The organism is Prescottella subtropica (assembly GCF_005434945.1).
Classification (GTDB): Bacteria; Actinomycetota; Actinomycetes; order Mycobacteriales; family Mycobacteriaceae; genus Prescottella; species Prescottella subtropica.
In genome coordinates, this window is record NZ_SKCH01000030.1 from 19,001 (window position 1) to 42,651 (window position 23,651).

A 23,651-nucleotide genomic window follows, 5' to 3' on the forward strand; every position below is an offset into this window, starting at 1 on the left:
GTGACTCCAGCCGACCTTGCCGAACTGCTCCGAGGGACCGCCGCGAAAGTGCTCGCCGAGCACGGACTCGACGTGTCCGTACTGCCCGCGACACTGACGGTCGAGCGTCCCCGCAACCCCGAGCACGGTGACTACGCCACCAATGTGGCGATGCAGGTCGCCAAGAAGGCCGGCGCCAACCCGCGTGAACTCGCGACGTGGCTCGCCGCTGCGCTGGCGGCTGCCGACGGGATCGAGTCGACCGATGTCGCCGGCCCCGGATTCATCAACATCCGCCTGGCCGCGGACGCGCAGGGCGCGATCGTCGGCAAGGCGCTCGAGGCGGGTGCCGCGTACGGCAACGGCGACGCACTGGCCGGGAAGCGCATCAACCTCGAGTTCGTGTCCGCGAACCCGACCGGCCCCATCCACCTCGGTGGCACCCGGTGGGCGGCCGTCGGTGACGCGCTCGGCCGGATCCTGGCCACGCAGGGCGGCGACGTCACCCGCGAGTACTACTTCAACGATCACGGCCGGCAGATCGACCGGTTCAGCAACTCGCTGGTCGCGGCCGCGCTCGGTGAGCCGGCCCCCGAGGACGGCTATGCGGGCGACTACATCGAGGACATCGCCGCCCAGGTCCTGAAGCAGGCGCCGAACGCGCTCGATCTGCCCGAGGACGAGCGCCGCGAGGCGTTCCGTGAGGTCGGCGTCGAGTTGATGTTCGCGCACATCAAGCGCACCCTGCACGACTTCGGCGTCGACTTCGACGTCTACTTCCACGAGAACTCGCTGTTCGAGTCGGGTGCCGTGGAGCGGGCCGTCGACACCCTCAAGGGGTCGGGCAACCTGTACCACGAGGACGGCGCCTGGTGGCTCAAGAGCACCGACTACGGCGACGACAAGGACCGCGTCGTCATCAAGTCCGACGGTGACGCCGCCTACATCGCCGGCGACATCGCCTATTTCCAGGACAAGCGGTCCCGAGGCTTCGACCTGTGCATCTACATGCTCGGCGCCGACCATCACGGCTACATCGGACGCCTCAAGGCCGCCGCGGCCGCGTTCGGCGACGATCCGGACACCGTCGAGGTCATGATCGGCCAGATGGTGAACCTGGTCCGCGGTGGTGTCGCGGTGAAGATGAGCAAGCGGGCCGGCACCGTCATCACCCTCGACGACCTGGTCGAGGCGATCGGCGTCGACGCCGCCCGCTACTCGCTGGTGCGCTCGTCGGTGGACCAGAGCATCGACATCGACCTCGAGCTGTGGGCGAGCACCACCAACGAGAACCCCGTCTACTACGTGCAGTACGCGCACGCCCGCCTGTGCTCGATCGCCCGCAATGCCGCCGAGCTGGGCCTGAACTCGGCGAACCCGAACCTGGGTCTGCTCGTCCACGACCGTGAGGGCGACCTGATCCGCACGATCGGCGAGTACCCGCGCGTCGTCGCGAAGGCCGCCGACCTGCGTGAGCCGCACCGCATCGCCCGCTACCTCGAGGAGCTCGCGGGCACCTACCACCGCTTCTACGACGCCTGCCGCATCCTGCCGCAGGGTGACGAGGAGGCCGGCGACCTGCACACCGCGCGTCTGGCCCTGTGCGACGCGTCCCGTCAGGTCCTCGCGAACGGTCTGGGACTGCTCGGCGTCTCCGCCCCGGAGCGGATGTGAACGGGCATCCCGCCGGTCCCCGGCACGCCGAGATCCCGCACGCCCCGGGTCTGCCCGCCCGCCCGGCGAACCCGTCGGAGATGACGACGCTGCCGCCGCACGTGTGGCCCCGCGGCGCCGCGCGCGGCACCGACGGTGTCGTCACCCTCGCCGGTGTCCCGGTCACCGACCTCGCACAGCAGTTCGGCACCCCGCTGTTCGTCGTCGACGAGGACGACTTCCGGTCCCGCTGCCGGGAGATGGCCGCCGCCTTCGGTGGCGCCGAGCGCGTGCACTACGCGTCGAAGGCGTTCCTGTCCGCGGAGATCGCCCGCTGGGTGCGCGACGAGGGCCTGTCGATGGACGTCGCGTCCGGCGGTGAGCTCGCGGTCGCGCTGCACGCCGGGTTCCCGGCCGAGCGGATCACGATGCACGGCAACAACAAGTCCGTCGCCGAACTCGAGACCGCGGTCTCCTCCGGTGTCGGGCACATCGTGATCGACTCGACGGTCGAGATCGACCGGCTCGATGCGGTCGCGGCCCGTCACGGTGTCGTGCAGGACGTGCTGATCCGGATCACGGTCGGTGTCGAGGCGCACACCCACGAGTTCATCGCCACCGCCCACGAGGACCAGAAGTTCGGTTTCTCGCTCTCCGGTGGCAAGGCCATGGAAGCAGCTGCCGCCGTACTCGCGGCCGGGAACCTGCGCCTGATCGGCCTGCACAGTCACATCGGGTCGCAGATCTTCGAGGTCGACGGCTTCGAGTTGGCCGCGCACCGGGTCATCGGGCTGATGCGCGACATCGTCGACCGCTTCGGCACCGAGAAGACCGCGCAGCTGACCATCGTCGACCTCGGTGGCGGCCTGGGCATCTCGTACCTGCCCAGCGACACCCCGCCGCCCGTCGACGAACTCGCCGGCAAACTCGCGCGCATCGTCGCCACCGAGTCGGAGGCGGCCGGACTGCCCGTCCCGACGCTCATGGTCGAGCCCGGCCGCGCGATCGTCGGACCCGGCACGGTCACGCTGTACGAGGTGGGGACGATCAAGGACGTCACCCTCGACGGCGACGCCACCCGCCGCTACATCAGCGTCGACGGCGGCATGAGCGACAACATCCGTACGTCGCTGTACCAGGCGGAGTACGACGCCCGGCTGGTGTCGCGGGACAGTATCGGTGAGCCGGTCGTCGCGCGTGTCGTCGGCAAACACTGCGAGAGCGGTGACATCGTGATCCGGGATGCATGGATGCCCGACGACCTCGGTCCGGGAGACTTGCTCGCGGTCGCATCGACCGGCGCATACTGCTACTCGATGTCGAGCCGGTACAACCTGCTCACCCGCCCGGCGGTGGTCGCGGTGCGTGGCGGCGAAGCCCGCCTAATCTTGCGTAGGGAAACAGTGGAAGATCTGCTCAGCTTGGAGGTTACGGAGTGACCAACGAATCGGCGCAGCGCGCCATCGGGGTGGCTGTTCTCGGCCTCGGGACCGTGGGCAGCGAGGTGGCCCGGATCATTCGGGACCACCAGGCGGACCTCGAGGCCCGAGTCGGTGCACGACTGGAACTGCGTGGTGTCGCAGTGCGCCGCATCGACGGTGACCGCGGCGTGCCGCAGGAACTGTTGACGACGGACGCCGAGGCGCTGGTGACCCGCGACGACGTCGACGTCGTCGTCGAGGTCATCGGCGGTATCGACCTGCCGCGCACGCTCGTACTCGCGGCCCTGAACGCCGGCAAGTCCGTCGTCACGGCGAACAAGGCACTGCTCGCGGAGTACACCGGGGAGCTCGCCGAGGCCGCCGAGCGACAGAACGTCGACCTGTACTTCGAGGCCGCGGTGGCCGGTGCGATCCCGGTGATCCGTCCGCTGACGCAGTCGCTCGCCGGTGACCGCGTCGACCGCGTCCTCGGCATCGTCAACGGCACCACCAACTTCATCCTCTCCGCGATGGACGAGACCGGTGCCGACTACGCGGACACGCTCGCCGAGGCCGGCCGACTCGGGTACGCCGAGGCCGACCCGACCGCCGACGTCGAGGGCTTCGACGCCGCATCGAAGGCCGCGATCCTCGCGTCCATCGCGTTCCACACCCGCGTCACCGCCGGCGACGTGTACCGCGAGGGCATCTCGTCGATCTCCGCGGACGACCTCGACGCCGCCAAGTCGCTCGACTGCACCATCAAGCTGCTGTCGATCTGCGAGCGCATCGTCGACGCCGACGGCGGCGAGCGTGTCTCGGCGCGCGTGTACCCGGCACTCGTGCCGCGGTCGCACCCGCTGGCCGGGGTCAACGGCGCCTACAACGCGGTGGTCGTCGAATCGGCCAACGCGGGCCGGTTGATGTTCTACGGGCAGGGTGCCGGCGGTGCACCCACCGCGTCCGCCGTCATGGGCGACGTGGTGATGGCGGCCCGCAACCGGGTCCAGGGCGGACGCGGTCCGCGCGAGTCCCGGTACGCGGACCTGGCCATCGCGCCGATGGGCGACATCCCCACCCGCTACTACGTCAACATGCAGGTTGCGGACCGGCCCGGTGTGCTCTCCGCGGTCGCCGCCGAGTTCTCCACGCGGGGCGTGAGTATCTCGACGGTGCGGCAGGAGGGTGCCGGCGACGGGGCCCGGCTGGTCGTCGTCACCCACCTCGCGACCGACGCGGCACTGTCGGAAACCGTTGCCGCGCTTGCCGAACTCGAATCCGTAACCGCTGTGACCAGCGTGCTCCGACTGGAAGGTACCGCCGAATGACCGCCGTTCCCCACAAGGCCGTCCACACCCCGTGGCCCGGACTGATCGAGGCGTACCGTGACCGGCTCGCGATCGGTGAGAACTGGAAGACCGTCACCCTGCGCGAGGGCGGCACGCCGCTGCTGCCGGCCGGGCACCTGTCCGAGCTCACCGGCTGCGACGTCTACCTCAAGGTCGAGGGCCTCAACCCCACCGGCTCCTTCAAGGACCGCGGTATGACGATGGCCGTCACCGACGCGCTCGCCCGCGGCCAGCAGGCCGTGCTGTGCGCGTCGACCGGCAACACGTCCGCGTCCGCGGCCGCCTACGCCGCCAAGGCGAAGATGGGCTGCGCGGTGCTGGTCCCGCAGGGCAAGATCGCGATGGGTAAGCTCGCGCAGGCCGTCATGCACGGTGCACGGATCATCCAGGTGCAGGGCAACTTCGACGACTGCCTCGAACTCGCCCGCAAGACCACGTCCGAGTTCCCGACCATCGGCCTGGTCAACTCGGTCAACCCGGTGCGTATCGAGGGCCAGAAGACCGCCGCGTTCGAGATCTGCGACGCGCTCGGCAAGGCCCCCGACGTGCACGCGCTGCCCGTCGGCAACGCCGGCAACATCACCGCCTACTGGCGCGGCTACTCCGAGTACTTCGCCGACGGCATCACCTCGGTCCGTCCGCGCATGCTCGGAGTCCAGGCCGCCGGTGCCGCGCCACTCGTGCACGGTGCCCCGGTCAAGGATCCGGAGACCATCGCGACCGCCATCCGCATCGGTGCCCCCGCGTCGTGGGACGGCGCGGTGGCCGCGAAGGAGGAGTCGAACGGCGCGTTCCGCGCCGCCACCGACGAGGAGATCCTCGAGGCGTACCGGCTCATCGCCGCGACCGAGGGCGTGTTCGTCGAGCCCGCGTCGGCGGCCAGCGTCGCCGGCCTGCTCGCGGCCCGCAAGGAGGGCTGGCTGGATTCGGGCCTGACCGTCGTGTGCACGGTCACCGGAAACGGCCTCAAGGACCCGGACACCGCGCTCGCGGGTATGCCTGTGGTGCAGCCGATTCCGGTCGACCCGGTCGCTGTGGCGGCCGCCCTCGAGTTGGCGTAGTGGCCTCGGCTCCCGACACGGCAGTGGACCAGTCGATGACACAGACGCTTCCCACCGGACTGACGGTGACCGCGCGGGTACCCGCGTCGAGTGCGAACCTCGGGCCGGGTTTCGACTCGCTCGGTCTCGCGCTGGGCCTGTACGACGAGATCACCGTCACCACGACGGATTCCGGTCTCACCGTCCGCGTCGAGGGCGAGGGCGCGGACGATGTGCCGTGGGGTCCGTCCCATCTCGTCGTCCGCGCCATCGAGCGTGGACTCGAGGCTGCCGGGTTGTGGGCCGAAGGCCTGGACGTGGTGTGCCGGAACGTGATTCCGCATTCCCGCGGACTCGGTTCGTCGGCGTCGGCCGCGGTCGGCGGACTCGCCGCGGCCAACGGTCTGGCGCGCAAGGCGGCCCCGGAGTTGGCGTTGACCGACGACCAGTTGGTGCAGCTGTCGTCCGAGTTCGAGGGGCACCCCGACAATGCGTCGGCCAGCGTCCTCGGCGGGGCGATCGTGTCGTGGAGCGAGGCCGGCGCCGAGGAGTCCGAGCGTCGCTACCGTGCGGTGCGCCTGTCCGTGCACCCGGACGTGCGGGTCGTCGCGCTCGTCCCGTCCGAGCGGTCGTCGACCGCGTTGACCCGCGGACTGCTGCCGGAGACGGTGCCGCACCGGGACGCCGCGTTCAACGTCAGCCGCGGCGCCCTCGCGGTCGTCGCGCTCACCGAACGTCCCGATCTGCTGATGGCGGCCACCGAGGACCGACTGCACCAGTCGCAGCGGGCGGCGGCGCTGCCGCTGACCACCCGGTGGATCGCGAAACTGCGGGCCGCGGGTATCGCCGCGACGGTGTCGGGCGCCGGGCCGACGGTCCTGGCGCTGTCGACTCGGCCGTTGCCGGCCGAACTCGCTGCGGAGGCAGAGCAGGAGGGCCTGCGGGTTCTCGACCTCGAGGTCGCGGACGGCGTCCAGGTGCACTGACGGAACACACGCCCAGGATGGGTTACTCGCCGGTTCTTGCCGACTCCGGCATCGACAGCTATCCTGGGCGTGTCCGTTCATCGTGCGCTTCAGTCGCCGGTGCTTCACCAGGGCGATCACTCCATTTTCTTCGGGGGATACCTGGCACGATCCTCGCGTGGTTCTCTTCTGCGCTGATCGACAACAGCACCCGCCTTCTCCGGCGGTGTGATGGGGGACAAGCCGCAATTCCATCCAGCGGATACGGCACATCCGAGTTCAGTCAACTGAATTGCGGGACGAACCCTCGACTCTGCGCAGCGCGAGCGAGGGAAGGAAAGGACCTCCGTGACCGATACGGACCTGATTGCCACGCCCGTTCCGGATTCCCCGGTGAAGACCGCGGGTGCCGAGGCAGGCAATTCTTCACAGACCTCCGGCGCCGCCGTGCGTGAGGGCGCGGTCGCCGCGTCGACCAAGCGTGCCGACGCCCGTCGTGGTGCCGGACTCTCCGGGATGGTGCTGACCGAACTCCGCGTGCTCGCGGGTGAACTCGGGATCAAGGGCACGTCCGGAATGCGTAAGGGCGACCTGATCGCCGCCATCAAGGAACGTCAGGGTGGCGGCAGTGCCGCACCGGCTGCGAACACCGCACCGGCGCCGGTCGTCGAGCAGGCACCCCGCAAGGAGCGGGCGGCCGAACCCGCCGCCGAGACCACCACGGACGCGTCGGACACCGAGCAGGCGCCGCGTCGCAGCCGTCAGCGTCGCGGTTCGTCGCGTCGCGCCGGTGCTCCCGAACAGGCGGGTGCCGTCGAGACCGCGGAGGCCGGCGAGGCCAAGGCCGAGTCGCGCACCGAGGCCAAGGACGGCGAGTCCACGCAGGCCGACGCCCGTGACCAGGGTCGCGACCAGGGCAAGGACCAGCAGTCCGACGAGCGCGGTGGCCGCCGCGAGCGCAGTGATCGTGGTGACCGCAGTGATCGTGGTGACCGTGGCCAGGGCGGCAACGGCCCGCGTGACGGCGGCCGCGGCGAGCGTCGCGACGCAGACGACGAGGAGGGCGGCCGCGGACGTCGTGGACGCCGCTTCCGTGAGCGTCGCCGTGGACGCGACCGCGGCGAGGGCGGCGAGGTGCGGGAGGGTCGCGAACCCGAGATCCGCGAGGACGACGTCCTGCAGCCGGTCGCCGGCATCCTCGACGTTCTCGACAACTACGCGTTCGTGCGGACGTCCGGTTACCTGGCCGGCCACAACGACGTGTACGTCTCGATGAATCTCGTCCGCAAGAACGGTCTGCGCCGCGGTGACGCGATCACCGGTGCCGTGCGGGTGGCCCGCGAGGGCGATCAGAGCAACCAGCGGCAGAAGTTCAACCCGCTGGTGCGCCTGGACACGGTCAACGGCCACGAGCCGGAGGCGGCCCGCAAGCGCCCCGAGTTCAACAAGCTCACGCCGCTGTACCCGAATCAGCGGCTGCGTCTCGAGACCACGCCGAACATCCTGACGACCCGGGTGATCGACCTGGTCATGCCGATCGGCAAGGGTCAGCGTGCGCTCATCGTGTCGCCGCCGAAGGCCGGTAAGACCACGGTCCTGCAGGACATCGCGAACGCGATCACGGTGAACAACCCCGAGTGCTACCTGATGGTCGTCCTCGTCGACGAGCGTCCCGAAGAGGTCACCGACATGCAGCGGTCGGTGAACGGCGAGGTCATCGCCTCGACGTTCGACCGTCCGCCGGCCGATCACACGTCGGTCGCCGAACTCGCCATCGAGCGGGCCAAGCGTCTCGTCGAAGCGGGGCGTGACGTCGTCGTGCTGCTCGACTCGATCACCCGACTGGGTCGTGCCTACAACAACAGTTCGCCGGCATCGGGACGCATCCTGTCCGGTGGTGTCGACTCGACGGCGCTGTACCCGCCGAAGCGGTTCCTGGGTGCGGCCCGCAACATCGAGAACGGCGGCTCGCTGACGATCATCGCCTCCGCGCTGGTCGAGACCGGTTCCACCGGCGACACCGTCATCTTCGAGGAGTTCAAGGGCACCGGCAACGCCGAGCTCAAGCTCGACCGCAAGATCGCCGAGCGCCGGGTGTTCCCGGCGGTCGACGTCAACCTGTCGAGTACCCGCAAGGACGAGCTGCTGATGAGCCCGGACGAGTTCGCCGTCGTGCACAAGTTGCGGCGCGTGCTGTCGGGTCTGGACCCGCACCAGGCGATCGACCTGCTCGTCGATCGGCTCAAGAAGTCCAAGAGCAACGTCGAGTTCCTCATGCAGGTCGCCAAGACCGCGCCCGGGGCACTCGAGGACTGATGTTCGATCGTCCGTCCGGCGGGAATCTTCTCGCCGGGCGGGCTGTTTTAGGAGAACGCGTCGTCGATCTGGCAGAATGTTCGACCGCGTGACAACACTGTCCGGTCCCGGTTCACGCCCTCGAACGGCGAGGACGACCCGGCGGCCATCGAAAGGGACACCATGAAGGCTGGCATTCACCCCGAATACGTTGCAACCACCGTTGTGTGCGGTTGCGGCAACACGTTCGAGACCCACAGCACCGCGACGAGCGGACGGATCACCGTCGAAGTTTGCTCGCAGTGCCACCCGTTCTACACCGGCAAGCAGAAGATCCTCGACACGGGCGGACGCGTCGCCCGCTTCGAGGCTCGCTACGGCAAGCGCGCCACGAAGACGGCTGCTGCCGAGCAGTAGCTGTCCCGCCGACGCCCGGTCCTGCAATGTGCAGGCCGGGCGTCGGTTTTTTGTCTCCCTCCCGCGTTTCGCGCACTTTTCGCGGCCACTGGGGCAGATTCACATCGACAAGTGCGCGAAACGCGGAGAGCAGGAGCCAACCATGGCAGGGACGACGCAGCCGTCGGCGATCGACGACATCCTGGCCGAGCATGCGGGTCTCGAGCAGCAGCTCACCGATCCGGCATTGCACAACGATCCGGCCGCGGCCCGCAGGGCGGGGAAGCGTTTCGCCGAACTCGCCCCCGTCATGGCGACCTACCACAAGCTCCGGGCCGCGCAGGACGATCTCGACGCGGCGCGTGAGCTGGCCGCGGACGATGCCGCGTTCGCCGCCGAGATCCCGGGCCTCGAGGAGACGGTCACCGAACTCGACAAGGTGCTCACCGATCTGCTGGCGCCCCGTGACCCGCACGACGGCGACGACGTCGTCCTCGAGCTGAAGTCCGGTGAGGGCGGTGAGGAGTCGGCACTGTTCGCGTCGGATCTGGCGCGCATGTACGTCCGGTACGCCGAGCGTGCCGGCTGGCGGGTGGAGATCCTCGACGCCACCGTCTCGGACCTGGGCGGCTACAAGGACGCCACCATCTCCATCAAGTCGAAGGGCGACGCCCGCGACGGTGTCTGGTCGCGGCTGAAGTTCGAGGGCGGCGTGCACCGGGTGCAGCGGGTTCCGGTGACCGAGTCGCAGGGCCGTGTCCACACGTCGGCGGCCGGTGTCCTGATCTACCCGGAGCCGGAGGAGGTCGAGGAGGTGCAGATCGACGAGTCCGATCTGCGTATCGACGTCTACCGCTCGTCGGGCAAGGGCGGCCAGGGCGTCAACACCACCGACTCCGCGGTCCGCATCACCCACCTGCCCACCGGCATCGTCGTCACCTGCCAGAACGAGCGTTCGCAGTTGCAGAACAAGGCGCGTGCGATGCAGGTCCTCTCGGCCCGCTTGCAGGCGGCGGCCGAGGAGGCCGCGGACGCCGAGGCGGCGGCCGGACGGCAGACGCAGATCCGTACGGTGGACCGCTCGGAGCGGATCCGCACCTACAACTTCCCCGAGAACCGGATCGCCGATCACCGCATCGGGTTCAAGGCGCACAACCTCGACGCGGTGCTCGACGGCGAGATGGGCGCGCTGCTCGATGCGCTCGGTCAGGCCGACCGCGACGCGCGTCTCGCCGCGGAGTGAACCGGTGAGCCGACAGCCGTTGCGCCTGGCGATCATCGAGGCCGCCGCCGAACTCGAGCGGGCGGGGGTGCCGTCGGCGCGGGTCGACGCCGAACTCCTTGCCGCGCACCTCCTGGGTGTCGAACGCACCCGGCTCGGCCTGGTGCCGCTCGTGGACCCCGAGGTCGTCGACGAGTACCGGCAGCTGGTGGCGCAGCGGGCGGCGCGAATCCCGTTGCAGCACATCACCGGAACGGCGTCGCTCGGTATTCTCGACCTGGCGGTCGGGCCGGGTGTGTTCGTGCCGCGGCCGGAGACCGAACTGCTACTGGCGTGGGCGCTCGACCGTCTCGCCGCGAGCGGAACCCGCGCCCCGGTGGTGCTGGACCTGTGCACCGGGACCGGTGCGCTCGCACTGGCGATCGCGCAGGCCCGGCCGGACGCCGTCGTGTACGCGGTCGAACGCGAGACGAGCGCGCTCGCATGGGCCCGACGGAACGCGGACCGGCGCCGGGACGCCGGCGACACCCCGATCCGTCTCGTGCAGGGCGACGTGACGGATCGGGCGCTGCTCACCGAACTCGAGGGCGGCGTCGACCTTGTCGTCTCCAACCCGCCCTACATCCCCGAGGGTGCGGTCCTCGATCCCGAAGTGGCCGACCATGATCCGCACACCGCGCTGTTCGGGGGAGTCGACGGCCTGTCCGTCATCAAACCGATGATCAACAATGTCGCGCGGTGGTTGCGGATCGGCGGTGCGGTCGGCGTCGAGCACGACGACACCAACGGGGGACAGGTCGCGGACCTGTTCCGGGCACGCCGGGTGTTCGGCAACGTCGTCGAACATCCGGATCTCGCGGGCCGGCCCCGCTTCGTGGTCGCGCAGCGCGTCGCGACGGAGGTCGAGGCGGCACGATGAAAGCCGTCCGGCGGTGAGTGGAAGGATGAGAGCGTGAGCACTGTCTACGACTGCAAGGACCCCGACAACCGCGAAGCCGGACTGACCGCGGCCAAGAACGCGCTCAAGGCCGGTCGCCTCGTCGTCCTCCCCACCGACACCGTGTACGGTCTCGGCGCCGACGCCTTCGACGGCGACGCCGTCGCGAGCCTGCTGCGCGCCAAGGGCCGCGGCCGGGACATGCCGGTCCCGGTGCTCGTCGGGTCGTGGACCACGATCGACGGTCTCGTGTATTCGGTGCGCCCGCAGGCCCGGGATCTGATCAAGGCGTTCTGGCCGGGTGGCCTGAGTGTCGTGGTGCAGCAGGCGCCGTCGCTCGCGTGGGATCTCGGCGACAGTCGCGGCACCGTGATGCTGCGGATGCCGCTGCATCCGGTGGCCCTCGAACTGCTGCGCGAGGTCGGGCCGATGGCGGTGTCGAGTGCCAACATCTCGGGACGGCCGGCGGCGACGACGGTCGAGGAGGCCCGCGACCAACTCGGTGGTGCGGCGAGTGTCTACCTCGACGGCGGCACCGCGACGCACGCGGTCGCGTCGACGATCGTCGACCTCACCGGTGACGAGCCGCGGATCCTGCGTGCGGGTGCCGTCCCGACCGGGGACGTCGCCGACGTGCTCGGGGTGACCGCCGAGAGCCTGCTGCCGGAAGGCCGCTGACCGTGCTGGCCCTCGCCCAGGCCGGTAACGGTGCGGGTGTGCCGCTGCGTGAGCTGCTGCTGGTGCTGCTCACCGCGGCGGTGGTCACCTATCTCGGCACGGGTCTGGTCCGGCTGGGCGCGATCCGGTTCGGTGCGGTCGCGGTGCCCCGCGACCGTGACGTGCACGTCGAGCCGATTCCGCGACTCGGCGGTGTCGGCATGTACATCGGCATGTTCGTCGCGCTGCTGTTCGCCGGCCAGCTGCCGGCACTGACCCGGGGTTTCGAATTCTCCAGTGACATCAATGCGGTGCTGGTCGCCGGGTTCGTGATCGTGCTGGTCGGTTTCGTCGACGACCGCTGGGGCCTCGACGCGCTCACCAAGTTCGTCGGCCAGGTCACCGCATCCGGGATCCTCGTGGTGATGGGCCTGAGCTGGTACATCATCTACCAGCCGTTCGACGGCACCACCGTGATCCTCGACCAGTTGCAGGCCGGGCTCGTCACCGTCGCGGTCGCGGTCGTGACGATCAACGCGATGAACTTCGTCGACGGACTCGACGGGCTCGCCGCCGGACTGGGGCTGATCGCGTCGCTCGCGATCTGCGCGTTCTCGGTCGGGCTGCTGCACGATCAGGGCGGTGACGTGAGCGTCTACCCGCCCGCAATGATCGCGGCGGCCCTCGCCGGAGCCTGTCTCGGATTCTTGCCGCACAACTTCCAGCCGGCCCGGATCTTCATGGGCGACTCCGGGTCGATGCTGATCGGACTGACCCTGGCGGCGGTGTCGACGAGCGCGTCCGGACGGATCAGCCCGAACGCGTACGGGTCGCGGGACCTGCTGGGTCTGCTGTCCCCGGTGCTGCTCGTGTGCGCCGTCATGTTCATCCCGATCCTGGACCTGCTGCTCGCGATCGTCCGTCGGACACGGGCGGGTGTCAGTCCGTTCAGCCCCGACAAGATGCACCTGCACCACCGGCTGCTGCAGATCGGGCATTCGCATCGCCGGGTCGTGCTCGTGATCTACCTGTGGGTCGCGGTCCTCGCGTTCGGTGCCGTGGGCTCCGCACTCATGGACCGCCGCATCGTGGTGCTGCTCGTCGCCGGTGGTCTCGTGTTCGCGCTCCTGGTGACCGCGGTGCCGTCGTGGCGGGATCTGCAGAGTCAACGCCGCAGGTAGTGGGCGGGGGAGGGTGCCCCGGTGTGCGCTTCCTCTAATCTGGGCAGCGTGAATTCCACCCCAGCATCGTTCTCCACCGATCCCACCGCAGCGCTTCGACGTGGACTGCGTTACGGGCTGCTCGGGCTGCTCGTGCTCGCTGTCGGAGGTGTGATCGTCGGAAGCCTGGTCGCGGGAGTCTCCGGCGTGTGGGGTGCTCTGCTCGGTGCCGCGGTCGGCGGCGGCTTCATCCTGTGCACCGTCCTGGCCGTGCTCCTGACCGCGAAGCTGCCGGCGACGACAGCGGGTGCGGTCCTGCTCGGCAGCTGGCTGCTCAAGATGATCCTGGCGATCGTGGCCCTGGCGCTCCTGGACTCGCTCGACTTCTACCACCGTCCGACGATGGTGGCGGTCATCGCGCTGTCCCTCGTCGTCGTCCTGGGGGCCGAGACGTACGGTGTGCTCCAGACCAAGGTTCCGTACGTGACCCCGGAGTCGGACGACGAGCCCGGCACCGTTTGACGCCCGATCCTGGAACACGTTCCAGGTAGAATCGGGGGGCCGTCTACACAACGTCGTAGATGTCTTGATAGGGTCTGGACCAAGCAAGTGCGCTGACACCGGCACAGTCCCGACGGGCTGTCGCTTCGGCTGTGCTTGCAGGTAGCCGGGGCTGCCGAAATTGTCCGAATTGAAGATTCGGGCGGAACTGCCCCCTGGTTGCCGAGTCGACGACAGTCGCCGACACCGACAGACGCCAGAACCGGTTCGCCCGAGTCTCCAGCTGCTGACGAATACGCGAGCCGACCTGGTCGACTTGTTAGATCGTCAATGTCCGATCGAACCGCAGACAGGGATGCCTGCGGCCGACTACGGGAGAGACCGCTGAGCGTCACCTTCATGGCCGCGGGTGAATATCATCCGCCGTCACTCGATGATTTCTACCCGCCTGCAGTGCTGTTCGAGGGCACCGCCTTCGAGCTCGACCGCCTGATGCTGATCCGTCTCGTGATGTCGGCGCTGGTCGTGCTGTTCTTCGCGATCGCGATGCGGAGCCCGAGGCTCGTGCCGCGCGGTGTCCAGAATGTCGCCGAGTACGCGCTCGATTTCGTTCGAATCCAGATTGCCGAAGACATCCTCGGCAAGGAGCAGGGCAAGCGCTTCCTGCCCGTCATCACGACGATCTTCTTCATCGTCTTGGCGAGCAACCTCGCGAGTGTCGTTCCCTTCTTGAACATCTCGCCCAACGCGAAGATCGGCATGCCGCTGGTCCTCGCAGCGCTGGCCTACATCACCTTCAACTACGTCGGCATCAAGAAGCACGGCTTCTTCAAGTACGTCAAGTCCAGCGTCGTCGTTCCCGGCGTCCCGCCGGCCCTGCACGTGCTGCTGATCCCGATCGAGTTCCTCTCGACCTTCGTGCTCCGGCCGTTCACGCTGATGGTCCGACTCATGGCCAACATGCTCGCCGGCCACATCCTGCTGGTGCTCTTCTTCGGCGCCACGCAGTACTTCTTCTTCACCTCCGGTGGGTTCCAGGCGATCTTCGGCGTTCCGTCGATCCTCGCCGGTATCGCCATGACGTTCTTCGAACTCCTGGTGATCGGCCTGCAGGCCTACGTCTTCGCACTGCTCACCGCGGTGTACATCGACCTGGCTCTGCACGCAGACTCGCACTGACCACACACAGATAGACCTGACCCACTCGCCGACCGGCGGTGGGCAACAGAAAGGGAACGGAACACCACATGAGCGTTGCGCTTCAGGCAGTTGAGGTCCTCGCGCAGGAAGAGACCACTTTCAAGGGTCTCGGTGCGGTCGGCTACGGTCTCGCGGCCATCGGCCCCGGCATCGGCATCGGCATCGTCGTCGGCAAGGCGATCGAGGGCATGGTCCGTCAGCCCGAGATGGCCGGCCAGGTGCGTACCACGATGTTCCTCGGTATCGCGTTCACCGAGGCCCTGGCGCTGATCGGTCTCGTCGCCGGCTTCATCTTCTAAGAACACACCATGTCAACCACCATCGCATTGCTCGCGGCCGAGGGGGAGAGTCACAACCCCCTCCTGCCCGCGACGTATGACATCACTTGGTCGATCGTTGCCCTGGTGGTCGTCGGGTTCGTCTTCTGGAAGTTCGTCCTTCCGATGTTCCAGAAGGTTCTCGCCGAGCGCACCGAGCAGATCGACGGCGGCATCAAGCGCGCCGAAGAGGCTCAGGCCGAAGCCAAGGCCGCGCTGGAGCAGTACCACGCCCAGCTCGCCGAGGCCCGGACCGAAGCCGCGCAGATCCGCGAGGAAGCACGTACTCAGGGCCAGCAGATCATCTCCGAGATGAAGGCGCAGGCACAGGAGGAGAGCGACCGTATCGTCGCCGCCGGTCACAGCCAGCTGACTGCACAGCGTCAGCAGATCGTGACCGAGCTGCGGGCCGACCTCGGCAAGACCGCGGTCGACCTGGCGGAGAAGGTCATCGGAGAGTCACTCGCCGACGACGTCAAGCGCGCCGGAACGGTCGATCGCTTCCTCAACGAGCTGGACGCTGTCAGCGCCGATTCCGCAGCAGGAAAGTGAGCACCATGTACGCAGCGAGCCGTGAAGCCCTGACGCAGACTCGTGCTGCGCTCACCGCGGCGTTGGATTCCGTTTCCCCCGGCGCGGCCACCGCGGCCGCGGCGCAGGCCGGATCCGAGCTGTTCTCGGTGGTCGAGGTTCTCGACGGTCAGCGCACTCTCCGTAGTGCGCTCGCCGACGCGTCCTCGCCTGCCGCTGGTCGTCAGGCCCTGGCCCGCAACGTGTTCTCGGGGAAGGTCGGCGCCGAGGCGCTGGCAGCCCTCGAGGCCGCAGCGGGCCAGGACTGGTCGTCCTCGGCAGATCTGCTGAACTCCCTGGTCACGCTCGGACGTGAGTCCCTGCTTCGGGCTGCGGCCGACCAGAACCAGAGCGACGCGGTCGAGGACGAACTCTTCCGCCTCGGACGCATCGTTGCCGGAAACCCGCAGCTGGAGCAGGTTCTGTCGGATCGTTCGAGGACGGCCGCCGGTACGCGAGAGCTGCTGTCGAAGCTGCTGTACGGCAAGGTCACCGCGATCATGGAGGCCCTGGCCGTCCAGGCTGTCGGACGCCTGAAGACCGCGCCGGCGGATGCTTTCGACGAGCTGTCGGCTCTGGCCGCCGCCCTGCGGAACAAGGCCGTCGCGCATGTGCGCAGCGCCTCCGCGTTGTCGAACGAGCAGGTCGATCGGCTCACTGCGACGCTGACTCGCACCTACGGAAAGCCCGTCACCGTGCACGTGGAGATCGAGCCCGATCTCCTCGCCGGCATGGTCGTGCGGGTTGGCCACGAGGTCATCGACGGGAGCGCGGCCGGTCGCCTCGCTGCCCTGCGTAAGACCTTCAAGTAGCCGACGACCGAACATATACTCCCGATCTTTTCGAAGACCAGATACCGAGAGCAGGAAAAACATGGCGGAGCTGACGATCTCCTCCGACGAGATCCGTAGCGCGATCGAGAACTACACCGCGAACTACTCACCGGAGGCCTCCCGCGAGGAGGTCGGCGTGGTGTCCGACACCAGCGACGGCATCGCTCACATCACCGGCCTGCCGTCGGCGATGGCCAACGAGCTGCTGGAGTTCCCGGGCGGCGTGCTCGGTGTGGCCCTGAACCTGGAGGCCACCGAGATCGGTGCCGTCATCCTGGGTGACTACGAGCACATCGAAGAGGGTCAGGAAGTCAAGCGGACCGGCGACGTTCTGTCGGTGCCGGTCGGTGACGGCTACCTGGGCCGCGTCGTCGACCCGCTGGGTCGCCCGATCGACGGCCTCGGCGACATCGAGACCACGGAGACCCGCGCCCTCGAGTTGCAGGCCGCCACGGTGCTCGAGCGTCAGCCCGTCGAGGAGCCGCTGCAGACCGGCATCAAGGCGATCGACGCCATGACCCCGATCGGCCGCGGCCAGCGTCAGCTCGTCATCGGTGACCGCAAGACCGGCAAGACCGCGGTCTGCGTGGACGCCATCCTGAACCAGAAGGCGAACTGGGCGACCGGCGACCCGAAGCAGCAGGTCCGCTGCATCTACGTCGCGGTCGGCCAGAAGGGCTCGACCATCGCCGGCGTCAAGGCTGCTCTCGAGGAGCAGGGCGCGATGGAGTACACCACCATCGTCGCCGCGCCTGCGTCCGACTCCGCCGGCTTCAAGTGGCTCGCGCCGTACACCGGTTCCGCTATCGGTCAGCACTGGATGTACCAGGGCAAGCACGTCCTCGTCGTGTTCGACGACCTGACCAAGCAGGCCGAGGCGTACCGGGCCATCTCGCTGCTGCTGCGTCGCCCGCCGGGACGTGAGGCCTACCCGGGTGACGTCTTCTACCTGCACTCGCGTCTGCTGGAGCGTTCGGCGAAGCTGTCCGACGAGCTCGGTGGCGGTTCGCTGACGGCCCTGCCGATCGTCGAGACCAAGGCCAACGACGTCTCGGCGTACATTCCGACCAACGTCATCTCCATTACCGACGGCCAGGTCTTCCTCGAGTCCGACCTGTTCAACAAGGGCATCCGCCCCGCGATCAACGTCGGTATCTCGGTGTCCCGAGTCGGTGGCGCCGCGCAGACCAAGGGCATGAAGAAGGTCTCCGGTTCGCTGCGTCTCGAGCTGGCCCAGTTCCGTGAGCTCGAGGCCTTCTCGGCCTTCGCCTCGGACCTCGACGCGGCGTCGAAGGCGCAGCTCGAGCGTGGTCAGCGTCTGGTCGAGCTGCTCAAGCAGGACCAGTACTCGCCGATCGCGGTCGAGGATCAGATCGTGTCGATCTACCTCGCCGGTGAAGGCGTGTTCGACTCGGTTCCGGTCGGCGACGTCCGCCGCTTCGAGACCGAACTCCTCGACGATCTGCACCGCAACGCGGCCTCCGCGTACGAGCAGATCAAGGGCGGCAAGGCTCTCGACGACGCGTCCATCGCGACGCTGAAGGCTGCCACGGAGAAGTTCAAGACCGGCTTCCTCACCTCGGACGGCCAGCGCGTCGTCAACGAGGCCGAGGCTCAGGCGCTGGACGCTTCCGCGGTCGGCCAGGAGAAGGTCACCGTCAAGCGCACCACTGTCAGCAAGTGAGCGTGGTCCTCATGACTCAGCGTCACCCGAAGGGAGAGTGATCGGTCGATGGCAAGCATCCGCGAACTGCGTTCTCGCATCAAGGCGACCAACTCGACCAAGAAGATCACCAAGGCGCAGGAACTGATCGCGACCTCGCGTATCACCAAGGCGCAGGCGCGCGTCGCGGCTTCCAAGCCGTACGCCGAGGAGATCACCAAGGTGCTGACCGAGCTCGCGAGTGCGTCGGCATCGCTCGACCACCCGCTGCTCAACGAGCGCACCGCACCGAAGCGGGCTGCGGTTCTGGTCGTCACCAGTGACCGCGGTATGTGTGGCGGCTACAACTCCAACGTCCTCAAGGAAGCGGAGGAGCTCCTGCAGCTGCTGCGTTCGGAGGGCAAGGAGCCGGTCGTCTACATGCTCGGAACCAAGGGCCTCACGTACTACACGTTCCGTAATCGTGCGCTCGGCGGTGCGTGGACCGGCTTCTCTCAGGAGCCGGGCTACGCGGACGCTGCAACGGCGAGCCGGCATCTGGTCGAGCTGTTCATGGCCGGTTCCGGTACCGAGGTCGAAGCGGCGAACGGCGAAGGCACGATCGAGGGCGTCGACGAGCTCCACATCGTCTACACCCGTTTCGTGTCGATGCTGACGCAGGCCCCCGAGGTCCGTCGGATGGCGCCGCTCGAGGTGGACTACACCGACGATCACATCGATCTCGGTGACGACATGCTCACCGACGGCCGGCACGAGGGTCAGAACGGCCCGACTGCGGTGTACAACTTCGAGCCCGAGGCCTCGACGCTGCTGGCGGCACTGCTGCCGAAGTACATCAGCACGCGGATCTTCGCCGCGCTGCTGGACTCCGCTGCCTCGGAATCCGCCGCCCGTCGTACCGCCATGAAGGCGGCCACCGACAACGCGACGGAGTTGGCCAACACCCTGAGCCGGCAGGCGAACCAGGCCCGTCAGGCTCAGATCACCCAGGAAATCAGCGAGATCGTCGGCGGCGTTGACGCACTCGCATCGAGTGCAGGAAGTGACTAGAAGCACATGACCGCAGCAGTAACCGATAGCAACGCCGGTGCGGCGTCGGCACTTGCCGGCCGCGTCGTGCGCGTCATCGGCCCCGTCGTGGACGTCGAGTTCCCGCGCGGTGCCGTTCCCGCCCTGTTCAACGCGCTGCACTCGGAGGTCACCCTCCCGACTGTGGCCAAGACCCTGACCCTCGAGGTCGCGCAGCACCTGGGTGACAACCTGGTGCGCACCGTCTCGATGCAGCCCACCGACGGCCTGGTCCGTGGCGCGGCTGTCACCGACTCGGGTCGCTCGATCTCGGTTCCCGTCGGCGACGTCGTCAAGGGCCACGTGTTCAACGCCCTGGGCGACTGCCTCGACGCGCCGGGCACCGGTCGCGACGGCGAGCAGTGGAGCATCCACCGCAAGCCGCCGGCCTTCGACCAGCTCGAGGGCAAGACCGAGATCCTCGAGACCGGCATCAAGGTCATCGACCTGCTGACCCCGTACGTCAAGGGCGGCAAGATCGGTCTGTTCGGTGGTGCCGGTGTCGGCAAGACCGTTCTGATCCAGGAGATGATCACCCGTATCGCGCGTGAGTTCTCCGGAACGTCGGTGTTCGCCGGCGTCGGTGAGCGCACCCGTGAGGGCACCGATCTGCACCTCGAGATGGAAGAGATGGGCGTCCTCCAGGACACCGCCCTTGTCTTCGGCCAGATGGACGAGCCGCCGGGAACGCGTATGCGCGTCGCCCTGTCCGCACTGACCATGGCGGAGTACTTCCGCGATGTGCAGGGCCAGGACGTCCTGCTGTTCATCGACAACATCTTCCGCTTCACGCAGGCCGGTTCCGAGGTCTCGACCCTGCTGGGTCGTATGCCGTCGGCCGTGGGTTACCAGCCGACGCTGGCGGACGAGATGGGTGAGCTCCAGGAGCGCATCACCTCGACCCGTGGTCGCTCGATCACCTCGCTGCAGGCGATCTACGTCCCCGCCGACGACTACACCGACCCGGCGCCGGCCACCACGTTCGCGCACCTCGATGCGACCACCGAGCTCTCGCGTCCGATTTCGCAGATGGGTATCTACCCGGCTGTCGATCCGCTGACGTCGACCTCGCGCATCCTGGAGCCCGGTATCGTCGGTGCCGAGCACTTCCGGGTCGCCAACGAGGTCAAGCGGATCCTGCAGAAGTACAAGGAACTGCAGGACATCATCGCGATTCTCGGTATGGACGAGCTGCAGGAAGAGGACAAGGTCCTCGTCGGCCGCGCGCGCCGTATCCAGAAGTTCCTCGGCCAGAACTTCATCGTCGCCGAGAAGTTCACCGGTGAGCCCGGCTCGGTCGTGCCGCTGCGCGACACCATCGAGGCGTTCGACCGCGTCTGCAAGGGCGAGTTCGATCACCTGCCGGAGCAGGCGTTCAACAGCTGCGGTGGACTCGACGACGTCGAGGCCGCTGCCAAGAAGATCGCCGGAAAGTAGGCCGACATGGCGGAAATGACCGTTGAACTCGTTGCCGTCGAGCAGCGTCTCTGGTCGGGATCGGCGACGCTGGTCAGCGCTCAGACGACCGAGGGCGAGATCGGCATCATGCCCGGGCACGAGCCGGTCCTCGGCCAGCTCGTCGAGGGCGGCGTGGTCGCGATCACGACCGTCGACGGTGAGCGCGTGGTCGCCGCCGTGCACGGTGGCTTCCTCTCGGTGACCGCCACCACGGTGACGATCCTCGCCGAGTCGGCCGACATGGCGCAGGACATCGACGTGGCCGAGGCCAAGGCGGTGCTGGCCGAGGGTGGCGACGATGTCGCTGCCGTCACGGTCGCCAAGGGCCGGCTGCGTGCGGTCGAACGCGCCTAGGTAGTCAGTTCACGACGAGCCGCGACGGGAGCCGACGAGCAGTGACGATCGGGATGGTTGTTCTCATCATTCTGGTGGTGCTGCTCGCGGCCTCCGTCGCGGCTCTCGTGTATCGGTTGACGATGCTGCGCCGCGGCGGTACTGCGGCGATCCTGCGGGTCACGCCGGCGCCGGGTGGTAGCGGCTGGCGGCACGGTGTGGTGCGCTACGGCGAGAGCTCGCTGGTGTTCTACAAGCTGTCGAGTCTGCGGCCCGGTCCGGACACCCGGATGAGCAGGCAGGGGATCGAGGTCGGTTCCCGGCGGGGTCCGGTCGGCGACGAGTACGACATCATGACCGACGAGATCGTGATTCTCGACGTCACCGACGGTGACCGCACGTACGAGATCGCCCTGGACCGGGGTGCGTTGACCGCATTCCTGTCGTGGGTCGAGTCGCGGCCGTCGGGGCGGTCGATGCGCGGCCGCCCGGCAGGGTGAGACACGAACACATGCACGAAAGGGAGGCCGTGACGGCCTCCCTTTCGTTGTTTCTGCGTGTGGGGGTTACTCGGAGCGGCCGGCGCCGGGCGCCCACAGCACGTCGCCGTCGGGATTGGCGACGCGACTGAGGATGAACAGCAGATCCGACAGACGGTTGAGGTACTTCGCGGGTAGGACGCTGGTGTCGTCGGGGCTCGCCTCGACCGCGGCCCACGCGGAGCGTTCCGCGCGTCGGGCGACGGTGCGGGACGTGTGCAGGAGCGCCGCGAGTGGGGTGCCGCCGGGCAGGATGAACGAGTTCAGCGGTTCGAGTCGCTCGTTGAACGTGTCGCACCACTGCTCGAGACGATCGATGTAGGTCTGCGTGACCCGCAGCGGCGGATACTTCGGTTCGGCGACCACCGGGGTGGACAGGTCGGCACCCGCATCGAACAGGTCGTTCTGGATCTGCCGGAGGACGTCGACGACCTCCGCGGGCGGGTCGCCGAGCGCCAGTGCGACGCCGATGCTCGCGTTGGTTTCGTCGCAGTCCGCATAGGCGACGAGTCGGGCGTCGTTCTTCGACACGCGCGAGAAGTCGCTGAGTCCGGTGGTCCCGTCGTCGCCTGTCCGGGTGTAGATCCGGGTGAGATGCACAGCCATGGCGCTACGGTACCGCTCAGCACACGCTGCATTCCCCTGGCTAGGCTGTGCGATTGTGAGTGAACGCTTTCTTGTCACCGGCGGAAACCGACTTGTCGGTGAGGTGTCGGTGGGTGGGGCGAAGAACAGCGTCCTGAAGTTGATGGCCGCGGCCCTGTTGGCCGAGGGCACGACGGTGATCAGCAACTGTCCCGACATCCTGGATGTTCCGCTGATGGCCGACGTCCTGCGTGGACTCGGCTGCGAGGTCGTCCTCGACGGGGACGTCGCGACCATCACGACGCCGGCGCAGCCCAAGTACCACGCGGACTTCGAGGCCGTCCGGCAGTTCCGGGCGTCGGTGTGTGTGCTGGGACCGCTGGTGGCGCGTTGCCGGAAGGCGGTCGTCGCCTTGCCCGGTGGCGACGCCATCGGATCGCGTCCCCTCGACATGCACCAGTCGGGTCTGCGCCTTCTGGGTGCCCGCAGCGAGATCGAACACGGATGTGTCGTGGCCGAGGCGGACGACCTGCACGGGGCCAACATCCGACTGGCGTTTCCGTCGGTCGGTGCCACCGAGAACATCCTGATGGCCGCGGTCCTCGCCAAGGGCGAAACCGTCATCGACAATGCTGCGCGCGAGCCGGAGATCGTCGACCTCTGCACGATGCTGAACCGGATGGGCGCGAAGATCGCCGGTGCGGGTTCCACCACCCTCACGATCCGGGGTGTCGAACGGTTGGAGCCGACGTCGCATCGGGTGATCGGGGATCGGATCGTCGCCGCGACGTGGGGGATCGCTGCCGCCATGACAGGCGGAGACGTGACGGTCCACGGCGTCAACCCCAAGCATCTCACCCTGGTGCTCGACAAGCTGCGATCCGCGGGATCCCGGATCACGGTCGCGCCGAACGGTTTCCGGGTCGAGCAGGACGGGCGCCCGCAGGCGGTCAACTTCGCGACGCTGCCGTACCCGGGGTTCCCGACGGACCTGCAGCCGATGGCCATCGGCCTGGCGGCGGTCGCGGAGGGCACCTCGATGATCACCGAGAACGTCTTCGAAGCTCGTTTCCGTTTCGTCGAGGAGATGATTCGACTCGGCGCCGACGCCCGCACCGACGGGCATCATGCCGTGGTCCGCGGGGTTGCCGAGTTGTCGAGTGCGCCGGTCTGGTCGTCGGACATCCGTGCCGGCGCCGGCCTTGTCCTCGCGGGACTGGTCGCCGACGGCGTCACCGAAGTCCACGACGTCTTCCACATCGACCGCGGATACCCCCGGTTCGTGGAGGATTTGTCCGGACTCGGTGGCGATATTCGCCGTGTGAACGACTGACAGCCCCGTTTTATGGCTGTTGACCTGGCGATTTGGTGTTTGTCGGATGGTTCGCGTAACTTATTCCAGGTCAGAGCGACACGGACACCGACCCGGACGCGATCTTCACAGGTCAGCGAGGGAAAACGAGGTTGTACGGGGAGCGCCTGACGGTCTCCGAGTTTGACTGGTGTTCAC

At 68.0% G+C, this 23,651-nt stretch carries 23 protein-coding genes; 22 read left to right on the forward strand and 1 reads right to left on the reverse strand.

All coding sequences use genetic code 11. The features are described 5' to 3' along the window. The 21 genes from argS to E0497_RS18570 all read left to right on the forward strand — a co-directional run bounded on the left by argS (position 1) and on the right by E0497_RS18570 (position 21,517). Positions 1–1,653, forward strand: coding sequence for an arginine--tRNA ligase (gene argS, locus E0497_RS18470; protein WP_137726261.1), 1,653 nt, complete (start codon positions 1–3; stop codon positions 1,651–1,653). Next, positions 1,650–3,071 carry a diaminopimelate decarboxylase gene (gene lysA / locus E0497_RS18475; RefSeq protein ID WP_137726262.1) on the forward strand — a complete coding sequence of 474 codons (1,422 nt, stop codon included), beginning with the start codon at positions 1,650–1,652 and terminating at the stop codon, positions 3,069–3,071. The genes argS and lysA overlap by 4 nt, the downstream gene beginning before the upstream one ends. After that, entirely contained in the window at positions 3,068–4,381 is a 1,314-nt protein-coding gene (locus tag E0497_RS18480; RefSeq protein WP_137726263.1) for a homoserine dehydrogenase, read from the forward strand. Before lysA ends, E0497_RS18480 begins: the two co-directional genes overlap by 4 nt. Further along, positions 4,378–5,463 carry a threonine synthase gene (thrC, locus tag E0497_RS18485; RefSeq protein ID WP_137726264.1) on the forward strand — a complete coding sequence of 362 codons (1,086 nt, stop codon included), beginning with the start codon at positions 4,378–4,380 and terminating at the stop codon, positions 5,461–5,463. Before E0497_RS18480 ends, thrC begins: the two co-directional genes overlap by 4 nt. A 35-nt stretch (positions 5,464–5,498) precedes the next feature. Further along, positions 5,499–6,428 carry a homoserine kinase gene (gene thrB, locus E0497_RS18490; RefSeq protein ID WP_137726265.1) on the forward strand — a complete coding sequence of 310 codons (930 nt, stop codon included), beginning with the start codon at positions 5,499–5,501 and terminating at the stop codon, positions 6,426–6,428. Positions 6,429–6,755: 327 nt separating this feature from the next. Next, the gene (gene rho / locus E0497_RS18495; RefSeq protein ID WP_137726266.1) at positions 6,756–8,723 is read left to right on the forward strand and encodes a transcription termination factor Rho; all 1,968 of its coding nucleotides are present in this window, start codon (positions 6,756–6,758) and stop codon (positions 8,721–8,723) included. Between the two features lie 162 nt (positions 8,724–8,885). After that, the gene (gene rpmE / locus E0497_RS18500; RefSeq protein WP_137726267.1) at positions 8,886–9,119 is read left to right on the forward strand and encodes a 50S ribosomal protein L31; all 234 of its coding nucleotides are present in this window, start codon (positions 8,886–8,888) and stop codon (positions 9,117–9,119) included. A 142-nt stretch (positions 9,120–9,261) separates the two neighbouring features. Next, positions 9,262–10,341 (forward strand): peptide chain release factor 1, encoded by a 1,080-nt coding sequence (gene prfA / locus E0497_RS18505; protein ID WP_137726268.1) that lies wholly within the window; start codon positions 9,262–9,264, stop codon positions 10,339–10,341. Between the two features lie 4 nt (positions 10,342–10,345). Beyond that, positions 10,346–11,239, forward strand: coding sequence for a peptide chain release factor N(5)-glutamine methyltransferase (gene prmC / locus E0497_RS18510; RefSeq protein WP_137726269.1), 894 nt, complete (start codon positions 10,346–10,348; stop codon positions 11,237–11,239). Positions 11,240–11,272: 33 nt separating this feature from the next. Further along, positions 11,273–11,935 carry an L-threonylcarbamoyladenylate synthase gene (locus tag E0497_RS18515; RefSeq protein ID WP_137726270.1) on the forward strand — a complete coding sequence of 221 codons (663 nt, stop codon included), beginning with the start codon at positions 11,273–11,275 and terminating at the stop codon, positions 11,933–11,935. Then, positions 11,932–13,095 carry an MraY family glycosyltransferase gene (locus E0497_RS18520; protein WP_137726271.1) on the forward strand — a complete coding sequence of 388 codons (1,164 nt, stop codon included), beginning with the start codon at positions 11,932–11,934 and terminating at the stop codon, positions 13,093–13,095. Before E0497_RS18515 ends, E0497_RS18520 begins: the two co-directional genes overlap by 4 nt. Before the next feature lie 48 nt (positions 13,096–13,143). Then, on the forward strand, positions 13,144–13,596 hold the full coding sequence (locus E0497_RS18525) for a Cg1360 family ATP-synthase-associated protein (RefSeq protein WP_421958362.1): 453 nt from the start codon (positions 13,144–13,146) through the stop codon (positions 13,594–13,596). A gap of 378 nt (positions 13,597–13,974) precedes the next feature. After that, positions 13,975–14,754 carry a F0F1 ATP synthase subunit A gene (gene atpB, locus E0497_RS18530; RefSeq protein WP_170313008.1) on the forward strand — a complete coding sequence of 260 codons (780 nt, stop codon included), beginning with the start codon at positions 13,975–13,977 and terminating at the stop codon, positions 14,752–14,754. A gap of 68 nt (positions 14,755–14,822) precedes the next feature. After that, a complete protein-coding gene (locus E0497_RS18535; RefSeq protein ID WP_137726273.1) occupies positions 14,823–15,074 on the forward strand; it encodes an ATP synthase F0 subunit C in 252 nt (83 codons plus the stop codon). Positions 15,075–15,083: 9 nt separating this feature from the next. Then, positions 15,084–15,644, forward strand: coding sequence for a F0F1 ATP synthase subunit B (locus tag E0497_RS18540; protein ID WP_137726274.1), 561 nt, complete (start codon positions 15,084–15,086; stop codon positions 15,642–15,644). Positions 15,645–15,649: 5 nt separating this feature from the next. Continuing rightward, positions 15,650–16,474 carry a F0F1 ATP synthase subunit delta gene (locus tag E0497_RS18545; protein WP_137726275.1) on the forward strand — a complete coding sequence of 275 codons (825 nt, stop codon included), beginning with the start codon at positions 15,650–15,652 and terminating at the stop codon, positions 16,472–16,474. Between the two features lie 61 nt (positions 16,475–16,535). Next, positions 16,536–18,179 (forward strand): F0F1 ATP synthase subunit alpha, encoded by a 1,644-nt coding sequence (gene atpA, locus E0497_RS18550; protein WP_137726276.1) that lies wholly within the window; start codon positions 16,536–16,538, stop codon positions 18,177–18,179. 48 nt (positions 18,180–18,227) lie between these two features. After that, entirely contained in the window at positions 18,228–19,208 is a 981-nt protein-coding gene (locus E0497_RS18555) for a F0F1 ATP synthase subunit gamma (RefSeq protein WP_137726277.1), read from the forward strand. A gap of 6 nt (positions 19,209–19,214) precedes the next feature. Continuing rightward, positions 19,215–20,663 (forward strand): F0F1 ATP synthase subunit beta, encoded by a 1,449-nt coding sequence (gene atpD / locus E0497_RS18560; protein WP_137726278.1) that lies wholly within the window; start codon positions 19,215–19,217, stop codon positions 20,661–20,663. 6 nt (positions 20,664–20,669) lie between these two features. After that, the gene (locus E0497_RS18565; RefSeq protein ID WP_137726279.1) at positions 20,670–21,038 is read left to right on the forward strand and encodes a F0F1 ATP synthase subunit epsilon; all 369 of its coding nucleotides are present in this window, start codon (positions 20,670–20,672) and stop codon (positions 21,036–21,038) included. A 53-nt stretch (positions 21,039–21,091) separates the two neighbouring features. After that, positions 21,092–21,517 (forward strand): DUF2550 domain-containing protein, encoded by a 426-nt coding sequence (locus E0497_RS18570; protein WP_137726280.1) that lies wholly within the window; start codon positions 21,092–21,094, stop codon positions 21,515–21,517. A gap of 66 nt (positions 21,518–21,583) precedes the next feature. Here the strand turns inward: E0497_RS18570 and E0497_RS18575 are convergent, their stop codons facing one another. Continuing rightward, complete coding sequence (locus E0497_RS18575; protein ID WP_137726281.1) at positions 21,584–22,162, reverse strand: cob(I)yrinic acid a,c-diamide adenosyltransferase; 579 nt, start codon at positions 22,160–22,162, stop codon at positions 21,584–21,586. Positions 22,163–22,217: 55 nt separating this feature from the next. On the opposite strand from E0497_RS18575, the gene murA reads away from it, so the two are divergent. Beyond that, positions 22,218–23,474, forward strand: coding sequence for a UDP-N-acetylglucosamine 1-carboxyvinyltransferase (gene murA / locus E0497_RS18580; RefSeq protein ID WP_137726282.1), 1,257 nt, complete (start codon positions 22,218–22,220; stop codon positions 23,472–23,474). The last annotated feature ends 177 nt before the right edge of the window (positions 23,475–23,651 follow it).

Coding starts and splice junctions, on each gene's coding strand:
- thrC (WP_137726264.1), top strand. CDS start 4,378: ATGACCGCCGTTCCCCACAAGGCCGTCCACACCCCGTGGCCCGGACTG.
- thrB (WP_137726265.1), top strand. CDS start 5,499: ATGACACAGACGCTTCCCACCGGACTGACGGTGACCGCGCGGGTACCC.
- rpmE (WP_137726267.1), top strand. CDS start 8,886: ATGAAGGCTGGCATTCACCCCGAATACGTTGCAACCACCGTTGTGTGC.
- prfA (WP_137726268.1), top strand. CDS start 9,262: ATGGCAGGGACGACGCAGCCGTCGGCGATCGACGACATCCTGGCCGAG.
- atpB (WP_170313008.1), top strand. CDS start 13,975: ATGGCCGCGGGTGAATATCATCCGCCGTCACTCGATGATTTCTACCCG.
- E0497_RS18535 (WP_137726273.1), top strand. CDS start 14,823: ATGAGCGTTGCGCTTCAGGCAGTTGAGGTCCTCGCGCAGGAAGAGACC.
- E0497_RS18540 (WP_137726274.1), top strand. CDS start 15,084: ATGTCAACCACCATCGCATTGCTCGCGGCCGAGGGGGAGAGTCACAAC.
- E0497_RS18545 (WP_137726275.1), top strand. CDS start 15,650: ATGTACGCAGCGAGCCGTGAAGCCCTGACGCAGACTCGTGCTGCGCTC.
- atpA (WP_137726276.1), top strand. CDS start 16,536: ATGGCGGAGCTGACGATCTCCTCCGACGAGATCCGTAGCGCGATCGAG.
- E0497_RS18555 (WP_137726277.1), top strand. CDS start 18,228: ATGGCAAGCATCCGCGAACTGCGTTCTCGCATCAAGGCGACCAACTCG.
- atpD (WP_137726278.1), top strand. CDS start 19,215: ATGACCGCAGCAGTAACCGATAGCAACGCCGGTGCGGCGTCGGCACTT.
- E0497_RS18565 (WP_137726279.1), top strand. CDS start 20,670: ATGGCGGAAATGACCGTTGAACTCGTTGCCGTCGAGCAGCGTCTCTGG.
- E0497_RS18570 (WP_137726280.1), top strand. CDS start 21,092: ATGGTTGTTCTCATCATTCTGGTGGTGCTGCTCGCGGCCTCCGTCGCG.
- E0497_RS18575 (WP_137726281.1), bottom strand. CDS start 22,162: ATGGCTGTGCATCTCACCCGGATCTACACCCGGACAGGCGACGACGGG.